The sequence below is a fragment of the Paraburkholderia sp. A3BS-1L genome, assembly GCF_051125215.1.
In the GTDB taxonomy this organism is placed as follows: Bacteria; Pseudomonadota; Gammaproteobacteria; order Burkholderiales; family Burkholderiaceae; genus Paraburkholderia.
The window spans coordinates 1,396,111-1,408,875 of the sequence record NZ_CP120442.1 but is presented as its reverse complement, the minus strand read 5'-3'; the positions used below and the strand labels follow the sequence as shown (position 1 = coordinate 1,408,875).

The following is a 12,765-nucleotide window of genomic DNA, read 5'->3' as shown; positions in this document are numbered from 1 at the left end:
ATCGGCTCTTAGTTATACGAGAGGCCCATTGCCTCACGCACGTCGCGCATGGTCTCGTTGGCGAACTTGCGCGCCTTGTCGCAACCATCAGCGACGATCGCGCGCAACAGCGACGGATCGTCCATGTACTTCTGGGCGCGCTCGAGCATCGGCTGCTGCTCGCGCAGGATGCCTTCGATCACCGGCTGCTTGCACTCGATACAACCAATGCCCGCCGAACGGCAGCCCTTCTGCACCCAGTCGTGGGTCTGCGCATCGGTGTAGACCTGATGCAGCTGCCACACCGGGCACTTGTCCGGATCGCCCGGATCGGTGCGGCGCACGCGAGCGGGGTCGGTCGGCATGGTGCGGACCTTCTTCGTGATCGACTCGGCGTCTTCGCGCAGGCCGATCGTATTGCCGTACGACTTCGACATTTTCTGGCCGTCGAGGCCCGGCATGCGCGACGCCTCGGTCAGCAGCACCTGCGGCTCCGGCAGGATGATCTTGCGCTCGCCTTCGAGATAGCCGAACAGGCGTTCGCGATCGCTCATCGAGAGGCTCTGCGACTCGGACAGCAGCGCGCGCGCCTGTTCGAGCGACTCTTCGTTGCCTTCCTGCTGCCAGGCATTGCGCAATTCATGATAGAGCTTCGAGCGCTTGCCGCCGAGCTTCTTCGCGGCTTCGTTGGCCTTGTCCTCGAAACCCGGTTCGCGGCCGTACATGTAGTTGAAGCGCCGCGCCATTTCGCGCGCCATTTCGACGTGCGGCACCTGGTCCTCGCCCACCGGCACGAGCGAGGCACGGTACAGCAGGATGTCGGCGGCCATCAGCACGGGATAGCCGAGGAAGCCGTAGGTGCCGAGATCCTTGTCGCGCAGCTTCTCGATCTGCTCCTTGTACGTCGGCACGCGCTCGAGCCAGGACAGCGGCGTGCTCATGCCGAGCAGCAGCGCGAGCTCCGCGTGCTCGGGCACGCGGCTCTGGATGAACAGCGTCGACTGGTTCGGATCGATGCCGGAAGCCAGCCAGTCGATCAGCACGTCCCACACGTTTTTCTCGATGACCTCGGGCGTTTCATAGTGCGTCGTGAGCGCATGCCAGTCGACCACGCAGAAGAAACACGGGTACTCGGACTGAAGCCGCACCCAGTTTTTCAGCACGCCGTGATAGTGGCCGAGGTGCAGCGACCCGGTGGGCCGCATGCCGGAGAAGATACGGTCAGGGAACATGATGTTATGAGAGAAGCGATACAAGAGGGGTAAGGATAGCCGTCACCGCGTCGTAGCCGAGCGACACGAGCGGGCGCAGCCAGAAGCGCGTAAAGACGCCGCTCACGAGGAGCGCCATCACGATGATGAAACCATAGGGCTCGAGGCGCGAGAGCGCAATGCTCGCGCGCGTGGGCAGCAGCGCCGCGAGCACCCGCCCGCCGTCGAGCGGCGGCAGCGGAAAGAGATTCAGCACGCCGAGCACCAGATTCACGCCCACGCCGGCAGCCGCCATACGCGTGAAGAACGGCTCCTCGACGCCGAACACGGCCAGCCCCACGCCGACCACGCCCCAAATGAGCGCCTGCACGAAGTTGCAGGCTGGCCCCGCGGCGGCGACCCATAGCGTGCCCCAGCGGGGATTGCGCAGATTGCCAAACGAAATCGGCACCGGCTTGGCATAGCCGAACACGAACGCGCCGCTCGTCAGGAAATAGAGGATGAGCGGCATCGCGATCGTGCCGACCGGATCGATATGGCGCATCGGATTGAGCGACACGCGGCCCAGCACATAGGCGGTATTGTCGCCGAGCAGACGAGCGACGTATCCGTGGGCGGCTTCATGCAGCGTGATCGCGAAGATCACCGGCAAGGCGTAGACGACGAGCGTCTGAATAATGTTGGCGTCCATGGCGGCGTATTGTAACAACGCGCTGTCAATGCGGAACCAATGCCGGAGCCAATGCGCCGACGCGCACGCAGGCCGCGCGCATCAAGCTGGCTCCTTCAGGCCGAACGGCGCAAGATCGCCGAGCCCCGCGCGCACGAGCACGGGCTCGTCGCCGGTGAGGTCGATGACGGTGGACGACTCGCGCGGACACGCCCCACCGTCAATCACGAGATCGAGCTGCTTTTCGAGGCGCTCGCGGATTTCGTCAGGGTCGTTGAGCGGCTCGGTGTCGGGCGGCAGGATCAATGTCGAGGCGAGCAGCGGCTCGCCCAGTTCCTCGAGAATCGCGAGCGGAATCGCATGACCCGGCACGCGCAGCCCGATGGTCTTGCGCGAGGGGTGCGAGAGCCGTCGCGGGACTTCCTTGGTCGCTTCCAGCACGAATACGTAGGGCCCGGGCGTCACCGACTTGATGAGCCGGTATTGGCGGTTATCCACCATCGCGAAATTAGCGAGCTCGGAAAGATCGCGCACCATCAGCGAGAGCAGCGCCTTTTCGTTGAGCGCGCGAATGCGGCGCAGACGCTCGGCGGCCTGCTTGTCGTCGATGCGTGCCGCGAGCGCGTAGCTCGAATCGGTGGGCAGCGCGATCACCCCGCCATCGCGGATGATCTGCACGGCCTGCTTGACGAGGCGCGGCTGCGGATTTTCTGGGTGAAGCCGAAAAAACTGTGACATGGCAGTAATCAGCTATCAGCTAACGGAGACAGGACGGAACAGGCAACGCGTCGCGCCATGGTGATGCAATTGCACAAACAGCAAAACCAACCGGACGGCACGAAAACGAAGAACTGCGCGAGGAACTACGCGAATAACCGCGCGAAAAACGGCGAACCGCGCAGTGACGCAAGAACGGCGGAGATGGGCCACGCTGCGCGCGCGGCCTAGAGCCATCGCTCCCAGACAGGCTTGAGATCGGAAGGCAGAGGCGGCAGCGAGCCCGGCATGATCGCCTCCTCGCCGGGGGCGTGAAAGTCCGAGCCGCGCGACGCCTCGAAGCCGAAGCGACGCGCAACGGCGGCGTATTCGCCGTACTGGTCGGGCGTATGGCTGCCCGTGACGACTTCGATGGCCTTGCCGCCGAGATCGATGAATTCGCCAAAGAACGTGTCGAATTCGAGCAGCGTGTAGTGGTAGCGGCCAGGGTGAGCGACCACGGCCTCGCCGCCCGCGGCCTTGATCCACGCGACGGCATCCGCGAGTTTGGCCCAGCGATGCGCGACATAGCCCGGCTTGCCCTCGCCCAGCCAGCGCGAAAACGCGTCCTGAGTGTGCTGCGCGCGGCCCGATTCGACAAGAAAACGCGCGAAATGGGTACGTGAAATCAGATCGGGATTCGAGACGTATTGAAGCGCGCCTTCGTAGGCGTCCGGGATGCCTAGCGCTTCCAGACGCTCGCCAATCGCCTCGGCGCGCGCGGCTCGGCCATCGCGCGTGCGAGCGAGTCCGTCGACGAGCGCCGCGCATTCGGGATCGACATGCAGGCCGACGATGTGCACTGTGCGCGACGCCCACGTGACCGAAATCTCGACGCCGTTGAGATAGCGCATGCCGAGCGCCTCGGCGGCGGCTCGCGCCTCGCGCTGGCCGCCCAGCTCGTCGTGATCGGTGAGCGCCCACAATGCCACGCCGCCCGCCTGCGCCAGCTGCGCAACGGCAGCCGGAGCCATTTGGCCGTCGGAGACAGTGGAGTGACAATGGAGGTCGGCGTTCATCGCAGGCTTAAAAACAGGCTTGAAAATAATAACGATCCATTTTACTGCAATGCGGCGAAGACGGTTCGAGACGGCGGAACCGGGCTAGCCTGCGCAGAAGGCCTCGATGAGATGGGCGACCGCTTCCGGCTGATCGTGATGGACCATATGGCCCGCGTCGTCGATGAAGCGCTCTCGCCAGTCGGGAAAGGCCTCGAAGCGCTTCTTGAAGACATCGATGGGCACCTTGCCCGCGAGGCGCGCCAGCGTCTCCGACTGCGTGGCTTCGACATGCAGCACCTTCGCGCGCACGCATGCCCAGACCGCCATGACCTCTTCGAGGCGGTACAGCACTGGATTGACCATCTTGTGCGCGGGATCGCCGAGCAGCATGTAGCCGCCTTCGCCATGCTCGCCGACGACAGGCTTCGACCAGTGCTGGGCGAGGAAACGCGCGCGCGCCGGCACGAGGCGCGGGTTCGTCTTCACGAGCCGCGCGGCCACATCGTCGAGCGTGGCGTAGGGGCGCAATTGCGGCGGCACACGCATTTCGTTGAGCCATTGGCGCACGCGGCCCGGCGCCTGCGCGGGCACGGTCGCCGGCATGCCGAAGCCTTCCAGGTCGACCACGCGCCGCACGCGTTCGGGCCGCACGCCAGCGTAGAAGCACACGACATTCGCGCCAAGGCTGTGCCCGACCAGGTTCACCGCGCCCGCTTGTGCTTCAGGCGCGTAATGATCGAGCAGCGCGTCCAGGTCGGCGAGGTAATCGTGGAACCAGTAGCCGCCCGCGCCCTGCTGCGCCGCCGGCCAGTTGGACAGGCCGAAGCCGCGCATATCCGGCGCGATCACCTGCCAGTTGCCGCCGAGCGCATCGACGACGAACTGGAACGAGGCGGCCACGTCCATCCAGCCATGCAGCATGAAGAGCGTGGGCGCGTCTTCGGCGCCCCAGCGACGCACGTGCAGGCGGATGCCGTTCACGTCGACGAATTCGGATCGGGAAAGATTCATTGCACGCGCATAAACGAATGATCGTTCGATTATATCGGTACCATCTGACAGATGGGCCAGCGCCCTTTCACTTTTCCTCTGTGCCGCTGCGGGCGGCGGATTCGCTCGCCGCAGCGGCATCCTGCGCCGTCAGCGTGTCGAGTTCGGCCTGATCGAAGCCCGCCGCGCGGCGCGCCTCGAAATTGAACGGCCCGCGCATGCGCGGCGCGTTGTACTGCGCGGCGAGCGCGAGCCATGCCGCGTGGGGATCGAGACCGCGCGTCTCGCACAGATAACGGAACCAGTGATTGCCGATGCGTACGTGCCCGACTTCGTCGCGCAGGATGATGTCGAGGATCGCGGCGGATTCGTCGTCGCCGGCCTGTTTCAGGCGCGCGCGGATGGGCGGCGAGGCGTCGAGGCCGCGCGCCTCCAGCACGCGCGGCACCAGTGCCATGCGCGCGAGCACGTCGTCGCTCGTGCGCTCGCACATTTCCCAGAGGCCGTTGTGCGCCGGGAAATCGCCGTAGATGTGGCCGTAGTCCGCCAGCCGCTGGCGCAGCAGCGAGAAGTGATACGCCTCCTCGGCCGCCACTCTCAGCCAGTCAGCATAGAAGGCGTCGGGCAGGTTGGCGAAGCGCCATACGGCGTCGAGCGCGAGATTGATCGCATTGAATTCGATATGCGCCAGCGCGTGCAGCAGCACGACGCGCCCTTGCGGCGTGCTCATGCTGCGGCGCTGCAAGCTGCGCGGCTCGACCAGTTCCGGGCGTGCCGGGCGGCCCGGGAGATCTGAGGGCGCCACGAGTGTTCGCGTCGCGTCCCAGTGCACGGCGCCTTGGGGCGCGGCGCGCAGCACCTCGGCATGGAGTGCGCCAACGGCTTCAGCTTTGGCAAGCGAATCGCGCTCGCGCAGGGCGTCGAGCGCGGCGGCGCGCCAGTTGGCGCGGCTCTGGGCGCCATCAGTCGAGTTGGCGGCTTCGGAAAACACGGAACTCATCGCAAAAAAGACCAGAAAAGACCAGAATCGGGACAAAAATCAACAAAAACCACCGGATGCGCGGCCGGCACACTGCAAGCGCGTCAGGCACGCCACCCCGCGCGATTGAGGCGGCGAGAGCGCACGGACGCAACCGTTTACAATACGCGATTCACCCGGCCCGCAGCGCCCTTGAGCGCATGCCACAGCCGCCCCCAGCAGATAAAAGGAGACGTAACACCGTGGCCATCTACAAGCTTGGCGAAGCAGCGCCCACCATTCACGAGAGCGTATTTGTCGCCGACAACGCCACCGTCATCGGCAAGGTCGAACTCGCCGAGGAGTCGAGCGTCTGGTTTGGCGCGACCCTGCGCGGCGACAACGAGCCAGTCAAGGTGGGCGCGCGCAGCAATGTTCAGGAAGGCGCGGTACTGCACACCGACCCTGGCTTCCCGCTTACGCTCGAAGCCAATGTGACGGTCGGGCACCAGGCCATGCTGCACGGCTGCACGGTCAAGGAAGGCGCGCTCATCGGCATTCAGGCCGTGGTCTTGAATGGTGCGGTGATCGGCCGCAACTGTCTGGTTGGCGCCGGCGCCGTGGTAACGGAAGGCAAGGTGTTCCCCGATAACTCGCTCATCCTTGGCGCGCCGGCCAAGGTCGTGCGTGAGCTGACCGAGGCCGACATTGCGGGTCTCAAGCGCAACGCGGATGTCTACGCGGAGCGCCGCGAGTATTTCAAGGCGCAGCTCGTGCGGATCGGCTAAAGGCGGCTCGCCTCGCCGCCGCGACTCGCGGGACGCGCTAGCCAAGAATCAAATGAAGGAAAAGATTGTGAACGACCAGTTGCAAAAATTCATGTTCAGCGCAGCCCCCGTGCGCGGCGAGATTGTCTCGTTGCGCAACACGTGGCAAGAGGTGCTGACGCGCCGTCAGTACCCGGCGCCCGTGCGCACCGTGCTGGGCGAAATGATGGCGGCCTGCGCCCTGCTCTCGGCCAACCTGAAGTTCGACGGTACGCTGATCATGCAGATCCTCGGCGATGGCCCCGTGCGCATGCTGGTCGTGCAGTGCAGCTCCGACCTCTCGATGCGCGCGACCGCGCGGCTCGCAGAAGGCGTCGAAGCCAAGGACTTGGCTGCGCTGGCCGTTGGCACGACGCTCGCCGATCTCATCAACGTGAGCGGCCAGGGCCGTTGCGTGATCACGCTCGATCCGGCCAACAAACAGCCGGGCCAGCAGCCCTACCAGGGCATCGTGCCGCTGAATGGCGAGAACGGCCCGCTTGGGTCCATCGCGGAAGTGCTCGAGCACTACATGCATCACTCCGAGCAGCTCGACACGCGCCTGTGGCTAGGTGCAAACGACGACCGCGCGGTGGGCATGCTGCTGCAGAAGCTCCCCGGCGATGGCGGCATCGTGCCACACCCGCACGAACTCGACGCCGACACGTGGGAGCGCGTCTGCACGCTCGGCGGCACGCTCACGCGCGAAGAGTTGCTCGAGCAGGAGCCCGAAACGCTGTTTCGCCGCCTCTTCTGGCAAGAGAACGTGAACCACTTCGAGCCCGTGTCCACACGCTTTCTGTGCAGCTGCTCGCGCGAAAAGGTGGGCGCCATGCTCAAGATGCTGGGCCGCGAGGAGGTCGACGGCGTGATCGAGGAGCGGGGCCACGTCGAAATTCACTGCGACTATTGCAATCAGCGCTACGAGTTCGACCCCGTCGACGTGGCGCAACTTTTCGCCACGCCCGGGCTCTCAGAAGGAGTCGCCCCCGCCGAGGACCGGCGCCACTGATCGATTTCGGCGTGCGGGCACGCCGGCCCGCTGGCTTGCCTGCGCGGCCGGCGCACGGCAGCAACCCTGAGCCGAAACTGGACCCGCTCATCGGCAGCGTTGCTTAGGCATCCGACAGATGGAGGAAAAGCAATGAACTCGAACAAGTCCTTCGCATGGCAATCGTGCGCACGGGGCTTGCCGCGCACAAAGACGATGCTCGCGATCGCTGCGCTCGCTGCGGGTGTCACGCTCATGAGCGGCTGCACGCTGGATCCGCCCGGACCTTCGCCGATCTACAGCCGCCTGCCCGCGAATCAGGCCGACGCCTTGCAGACCACACCGCAGCTCACGCCCGAAGAGCGCGCCCGCTATGATGCGATCGACCGTCAGGCGCTCTCCGAATCGGATCAGGCGACCACCGCCGCAGCCGCCGCGCAAGCCTGGTCGCGCGCCTATGCGCCGCCTGTCAGCGTCTATGGCAGCTATTACAGCGGCGGTTGGGGGAGCGGCTGGGGCACGGGTATCGGCTATGGCTACCCGGGCTGGGGCTGGTAAGCATGCCGCCCCATCCCCCACCCTGCACGAAATAAAAAAAGCGCGGCTTCCAACAAACGGAAGCCGCGCTTTTTTGCCCCTCGAGGGCGAGATCTAGCCTGCCTTCTTTGCATCCTTGCTATGCCCGTGCCGCTTCTCCGGAACGCGCGACACCGGGTTGGGCACCACCTTGACCGGCGCCGCTGACATCTCGCCGCGCGTGGAAACGTTCGACGAGCCGGTCGGCGTGGCAGACGACGGCTGGTTGGGCGAAACGAACTGCACGAACACCTCGCCGTCCTTGACCATGCCCATCTCGTAGCGCGCGCGCTCCTCGACAGCCGCCGTGCCGCTCTGGAGATCCTGCACCTCGCCCGCGATGCGTTCGTTGCGCAGTTTCTCTTCGTCGTTCTGCTTCTGCTGTTTGGCAAGCTGCTCGCGCAGTTCATGCACACGCAGCCAGCCGCCATGGCCCCACCAGAGCGGATACTGAATCAGCGCGAGCAGGAGAATCAGGACGACAGTAACAAGCCGCATGTAAGGTGCCGGATAAATACACGCCGCCCTGCGCGTGACGCAGGGCGGCGGAAAGGGATTACGAAGAAGGACAGCAAGGCTGCTGCCGGGAGCGGGTCCGCTTAACGGAGGTTATAGAACGCCGACTTGCCCGGGTAGCTGGCGATATCACCGAGATCTTCCTCGATGCGCAGCAGCTGGTTGTACTTCGAGATGCGATCGCTGCGCGAAAGCGAGCCGGTCTTGATCTGGCCGGCGTTCAGGCCCACGGCGATGTCGGCGATCGTCGAGTCTTCGGTTTCGCCCGAGCGGTGCGAGATCACGGCCGTGTAGCCCGCGCGCTTGGCCATTTCGATCGCCGCGAAGGTTTCCGTCAGCGTGCCGATCTGGTTGATCTTGATGAGGATCGAGTTGGCGATGCCCTTCTCGATACCTTCCTTCAGGATGCGCGTGTTGGTGACGAACAGGTCGTCGCCCACGAGCTGGACCTTCTTGCCGAGCTTGTCGGTCAGCAGCTTCCAGCCGGCCCAGTCGGACTCGTGCATGCCGTCTTCGATCGAGACGATCGGGAACTTGTCGGCGAGCGTCGCGAGGTAGTCGGCGAATTCCGCCGACGACAGTTGCAGGCCTTCGCCCGCGAGCTGGTACTTGCCGTCGTGGTAGAACTCGCTCGCTGCGCAGTCGAGCGCGAGCAGCACGTCTTCACCGGCGCGGTAGCCGGCCTTCTCGATGGCTTGCAGGATGGTCGAGAGGCACTCGTCGTTGCTGCCGAAGTTCGGCGCGAAGCCGCCTTCGTCGCCCACTGCCGTGCTCATGCCGCGATCCGAGAGGATCTTCTTGAGCGCGTGGAACACTTCCGCGCCGCAACGCAGCGCTTCACGGAAGGTCGGCTGGCTCACCGGCACGATCATGAATTCTTGAATGTCGAGGCTGTTGTTAGCGTGTGCGCCGCCGTTGACGATGTTCATCATCGGGACCGGCAGTTGCATCGCGCCCGAGCCGCCGAAGTAGCGGTACAGCGGCAGGCCGGCTTCTTCAGCGGCAGCCTTCGCGACGGCCATCGAAACGGCCAGCATCGCGTTCGCGCCAAGACGCGACTTGTTGTCGGTGCCGTCGAGCTCCAGCAGGGTCTTGTCGAGGAAGGCCTGCTCCGAAGCGTCGAGGCCCATGATCGCTTCCGAAATTTCGGTGTTGATGTGCTCGACCGCCTTCAGCACGCCCTTGCCGTTATAGCGGCCGGCTTCGCCGTCGCGCAGCTCGATCGCTTCGCGCGAGCCCGTCGATGCGCCCGACGGCACTGCCGCGCGGCCCATCGTGCCCGACTCGAGGAGCACGTCGCATTCGACGGTAGGATTGCCGCGCGAATCCAGGATCTCGCGACCGATGATATCTACGATTGCACTCATGGTTTCCTCAGGAATTGACTGTATTTCTTGCGCGACCGGAGCCGCCTGATGCATGGACACGGACCCGCGAGGCACAGCTTCTATGCGCTTTCGGGGTACACCGTCATATGGGACAGGCTGCGCGGTCGTCAGGTTCAACTTGCCGCAGCGCGCCGGCTATGCATCTGCTGCACAGCCGGTCTTGCGCCGCTTTGCTCCTCCATCGCGCCGCCCATGCAATCGAAGCGGCGCGTACTGCATATTGCTTGCGTGCTGCTTGATCCGGCGATCAGTTGAAATCGCTCTCGAGCAACGGTGCGCGCTTGACCGCCTGGTCGAGCGTGACGAGCGTTTCGAGCAGATCAGCCATGCGATTGAGCGGCACGGCATTGGGGCCGTCCGATTTCGCCTCGGCGGGCTTCGGATGGGTCTCCATGAAGACACCCGCGATGCCCGTGGCCATGGCCGCGCGTGCGAGCACCGGCACGAATTCGCGCTGACCGCCCGAACTCGTGCCCTGTCCGCCCGGCAACTGTACCGAGTGGGTCGCATCGAACACGACCGGCGCGCCGGTCTCGCGCATGATCGCGAGCGAGCGCATGTCCGACACGAGATTGTTGTAGCCGAACGAGACGCCTCGCTCGCACGCCATGAAGCGGTCTTCGGAAAGACCTGCCTCACGCGCCGCATCGCGCGCCTTGTCGATCACGTTCTTCATGTCGTGCGGCGCGAGGAACTGGCCTTTCTTGATGTTCACCGGCTTGCCCGAGCGCGCGCACGCATGGATGAAGTCGGTCTGGCGGCACAGGAACGCGGGCGTCTGCAGGACGTCCACGACCGATGCCACCGGTCCGATCTCTTCTTCCGTATGCACGTCGGTCAGCACGGGCAGGCCGAGCTGGCGCTTCACTTCAGAGAGGATGCGCAGACCCTCGTCCATCCCGAGGCCGCGAAACGACTTGCCGCTCGAGCGATTGGCCTTGTCGTAGGACGACTTGTAGATGAACGGAATGCCGAGCTTCGCGGTGATTTCCTTCAGGCGGCCCGCCGTGTCGATCGTCATCTGCTCGGATTCGACGACACAGGTGCCCGCGATCAGGAAGAACGGCTTGTCGAGACCGACCTCGAAACCGCACAGATTCATGCTTTCTCCTCAGCGTGCGCCTGCTGGTGGGCGACCGCCGCTTCGACATAGGCCTTGAACAGCGGATGGCCGTCGCGCGGCGTGGACGTGAATTCCGGGTGGAACTGAACGCCCACGAACCACGGGTGCATGTCGCGCGGCAGCTCCATCATTTCCGGCAGGTCCTCGGTTGGCGTACGGGCGCTGATGATAAGGCCGCCGGCTTCAAGCTTGGGCACGTAGCCGTTATTGACTTCATAACGGTGACGGTGACGCTCGTTCACGTCCTTGCCATAAATCTCCGATGCAAGCGTGCCTGGCTTGATCGGGCAACGCTGGGAACCGAGGCGCATGGTGCCGCCGAGATCCGAGTCTTCGCTGCGCTGCTCGACCTTGCCTTCGCGGTCCTTCCATTCGGTGATGAGCGCGACCACGCGGTCCGGCGTGTCCGGATCGAACTCGGTGCTGTTCGCGTGCTTCAGGCCCACCACGTCGCGCGCGAATTCGATCACGGCGAGCTGCATGCCGAGGCAGATGCCCAGATACGGCACCTTCGCTTCACGGGCGTACTGAATGGCCTTGATCTTGCCTTCGGTGCCGCGACGGCCGAAACCGCCCGGCACGAGAATCGCGTCGAGATGCTTGAGGCTTTCAACGCCCTCTTCGTCGATCTGCTCGGAATCGATGTATTCGATGTTCACCTTCGTCGAGGTCTTGATCGACGCGTGGCGCAGTGCTTCGATGAGCGACTTGTACGACTCGGTCAGATCGACATACTTGCCGACCATGCCGATCGTGACTTCATGCTGCGGATTCTCGAGCTTCTCCACCATCTCCGACCACACCGCCAGATTCGCGGGACGTGCCGAAAGCTTCAGCGCGTCGCAGACGATCGAGTCGAGGCCCTGGTCGTGCAGCATCTGCGGAATCTTGTAGATGCTGTCCGCGTCCCACACCGAAATCACGGCGTCTTCGGGCACGTTCGAGAACATCGAGATCTTCGCGCGTTCGTCGTCGGGAATGCGGCGGTCGGCGCGGCACAGCAGCACGTTCGGATAGATGCCGATTTCGCGCAGCTTCTGCACGCTGTGCTGCGTGGGCTTGGTCTTGAGCTCGCCAGCCGTGGCGATGAACGGCACCAGCGTAAGGTGCACGAAGCACGCGCTGTTGCGGCCGAGACGCAGGCTCATCTGGCGCGCGGCCTCGAGGAACGGCAGCGATTCGATGTCGCCCACCGTGCCGCCCACTTCGACGATCGCCACGTCCGGCTCGCCACAGGTGGCCGAAGCCGCGCCGCGCTCGATGAACGCCTGGATTTCGTTGGTGATGTGCGGGATGACCTGCACGGTCTTGCCCAGATAGTCGCCGCGGCGCTCCTTGCGGATCACCGATTCGTAGATCTGGCCCGTGGTGAAGTTGTTGGCCTTGCGCATCTTCGTGCTGATGAAGCGCTCATAGTGGCCGAGGTCGAGGTCGGTTTCCGCTCCGTCTTCCGTCACGAACACTTCGCCGTGCTGAAACGGGCTCATCGTGCCGGGGTCGACGTTGATGTAGGGATCGAGCTTGAGGAGGGTGACTTTCAGACCGCGCGATTCGAGGATCGCGGCGAGGGAGGCGGCGGCAATACCCTTGCCAAGGGAAGAAACTACGCCGCCGGTGACGAAAACATATTTGGTCATCGCTGGATGCTCGCGGGAAAAACGGATTATACCGTAAAGCAAGGGCTAACCCTGAATTTTGCGTGAGCTCTTTATCGGGCGACGCGCGGCCATGAAGGACTGATTGCGCCCCTTCCAATGCTTGCCGCGATGCTTGCCGCGATGTTTGCCGGACCCGCCGCCA

Annotated in this window: 13 protein-coding genes; 3 read left to right on the top strand and 10 right to left on the bottom strand. The window is 64.4% G+C overall.

What is annotated here, in order from left to right; all coding sequences use genetic code 11:
• Positions 1 to 8 precede the first annotated feature (8 nt).
• The 6 genes from P5W99_RS06350 to P5W99_RS06325 all read right to left on the bottom strand — a co-directional run bounded on the left by P5W99_RS06350 (position 9) and on the right by P5W99_RS06325 (position 5,607).
• Positions 9 to 1,211, bottom strand: coding sequence for a tryptophan--tRNA ligase (locus P5W99_RS06350; RefSeq protein ID WP_421023731.1), 1,203 nt, complete (start codon positions 1,209 to 1,211; stop codon positions 9 to 11).
• A gap of 4 nt (positions 1,212 to 1,215) precedes the next feature.
• A complete protein-coding gene (locus P5W99_RS06345) occupies positions 1,216 to 1,881 on the bottom strand; it encodes a site-2 protease family protein (protein ID WP_421023730.1) in 666 nt (221 codons plus the stop codon).
• A gap of 81 nt (positions 1,882 to 1,962) precedes the next feature.
• Entirely contained in the window at positions 1,963 to 2,598 is a 636-nt protein-coding gene (locus P5W99_RS06340) for an L-threonylcarbamoyladenylate synthase (protein ID WP_421043934.1), read from the bottom strand.
• Between the two features lie 206 nt (positions 2,599 to 2,804).
• Complete coding sequence (locus P5W99_RS06335; protein WP_434662238.1) at positions 2,805 to 3,635, bottom strand: 3',5'-nucleoside bisphosphate phosphatase; 831 nt, start codon at positions 3,633 to 3,635, stop codon at positions 2,805 to 2,807.
• Between the two features lie 84 nt (positions 3,636 to 3,719).
• Positions 3,720 to 4,628 carry an alpha/beta fold hydrolase gene (locus P5W99_RS06330; protein WP_434662236.1) on the bottom strand — a complete coding sequence of 303 codons (909 nt, stop codon included), beginning with the start codon at positions 4,626 to 4,628 and terminating at the stop codon, positions 3,720 to 3,722.
• 67 nt (positions 4,629 to 4,695) lie between these two features.
• The gene (locus P5W99_RS06325) at positions 4,696 to 5,607 is read right to left on the bottom strand and encodes a ferritin-like domain-containing protein (protein ID WP_434662235.1); all 912 of its coding nucleotides are present in this window, start codon (positions 5,605 to 5,607) and stop codon (positions 4,696 to 4,698) included.
• Positions 5,608 to 5,828: 221 nt separating this feature from the next.
• Here P5W99_RS06325 and P5W99_RS06320 point away from each other — a divergent pair, with 221 nt between their 5' ends.
• The 3 genes from P5W99_RS06320 to P5W99_RS06310 all read left to right on the top strand — a co-directional run bounded on the left by P5W99_RS06320 (position 5,829) and on the right by P5W99_RS06310 (position 7,920).
• Entirely contained in the window at positions 5,829 to 6,353 is a 525-nt protein-coding gene (locus P5W99_RS06320; protein WP_421023725.1) for a gamma carbonic anhydrase family protein, read from the top strand.
• A gap of 67 nt (positions 6,354 to 6,420) precedes the next feature.
• Complete coding sequence (gene hslO / locus P5W99_RS06315; protein WP_421025198.1) at positions 6,421 to 7,383, top strand: Hsp33 family molecular chaperone HslO; 963 nt, start codon at positions 6,421 to 6,423, stop codon at positions 7,381 to 7,383.
• A gap of 132 nt (positions 7,384 to 7,515) precedes the next feature.
• Complete coding sequence (locus P5W99_RS06310; protein WP_434662233.1) at positions 7,516 to 7,920, top strand: hypothetical protein; 405 nt, start codon at positions 7,516 to 7,518, stop codon at positions 7,918 to 7,920.
• Positions 7,921 to 8,013: 93 nt separating this feature from the next.
• On the opposite strand, the gene ftsB is transcribed toward P5W99_RS06310, so the two are convergent.
• The 4 genes from ftsB to P5W99_RS06290 all read right to left on the bottom strand — a co-directional run bounded on the left by ftsB (position 8,014) and on the right by P5W99_RS06290 (position 12,602).
• Positions 8,014 to 8,436, bottom strand: a complete 423-nt coding sequence (gene ftsB / locus P5W99_RS06305; protein WP_421043939.1) for a cell division protein FtsB — start codon at positions 8,434 to 8,436, stop codon at positions 8,014 to 8,016.
• Between the two features lie 101 nt (positions 8,437 to 8,537).
• Entirely contained in the window at positions 8,538 to 9,821 is a 1,284-nt protein-coding gene (gene eno, locus P5W99_RS06300; RefSeq protein WP_028216897.1) for a phosphopyruvate hydratase, read from the bottom strand.
• A gap of 268 nt (positions 9,822 to 10,089) precedes the next feature.
• Positions 10,090 to 10,944 carry a 3-deoxy-8-phosphooctulonate synthase gene (gene kdsA, locus P5W99_RS06295; RefSeq protein WP_421023722.1) on the bottom strand — a complete coding sequence of 285 codons (855 nt, stop codon included), beginning with the start codon at positions 10,942 to 10,944 and terminating at the stop codon, positions 10,090 to 10,092.
• Positions 10,941 to 12,602, bottom strand: a complete 1,662-nt coding sequence (locus P5W99_RS06290) for a CTP synthase (protein WP_421043940.1) — start codon at positions 12,600 to 12,602, stop codon at positions 10,941 to 10,943. The genes kdsA and P5W99_RS06290 overlap by 4 nt, the downstream gene beginning before the upstream one ends.
• Between the last annotated feature and the right edge of the window lie 163 nt (positions 12,603 to 12,765).